The sequence below is a fragment of the Alteromonas sp. AWJ4_197 genome, from assembly GCF_056160285.1.
In genome coordinates, this window is the sequence record NZ_JBSWWW010000047.1 from 1 (window position 1) to 531 (window position 531).

At 74.2% G+C, this 531-nt stretch carries 1 protein-coding gene; it reads left to right on the plus strand.

The annotated features are described in order from the left end of the window. The coding region (locus ACXAGC_RS20475; RefSeq protein ID WP_474846857.1) for a hypothetical protein at positions 1-531 on the plus strand (531 nt) is incomplete at both ends.

The window sequence follows — 531 nt, forward strand, 5'->3', positions numbered from 1 at the left end:
GCGCGGGGTCGTGCTGGCCGTCCTGGTGGTCGTGCTGCTGGCCACCGGGCTCGTCCGGGCTCAGGCGCTGTACCAGTGGCCGAGCGTGGCCCCCGTGGTCGAGCTCGTCGAGTCCCAGGACCCGCAGCCGGGCCGGTACTTCGCCACGCACCCGCTGCCGCTGAAGTACCACCTGTGGAACGAGCACCCGGACCTGCAGTGGACCGCACCCGGCGACCTGGCGGCCGACGACCCGCAGGCCCTCCGGCAGGCCGTGGCGGACGGCACCTACCGGATGATCATCTGGTCCGCGGACGTCTCCGGGAACCCCGCGCTGGAACCGCAGGTGCAGGTCCTCAGCGAGGCCGTGGCGAACAGCCCCGACTACGAGCTCGTCTCCGCACCGCCCACGGTCCCCGCGTGGGGCAGCACAGCGGAGTGGTACGTCTACACGCGGACGGACTGCCCCCGGAGACCCCCTCCCCCGGCCTTCGGCCCCCCCCTGCGCAGTACGCCCCCGGGGCGGCCCCGACGTTCTGGGCTCACCCCTGG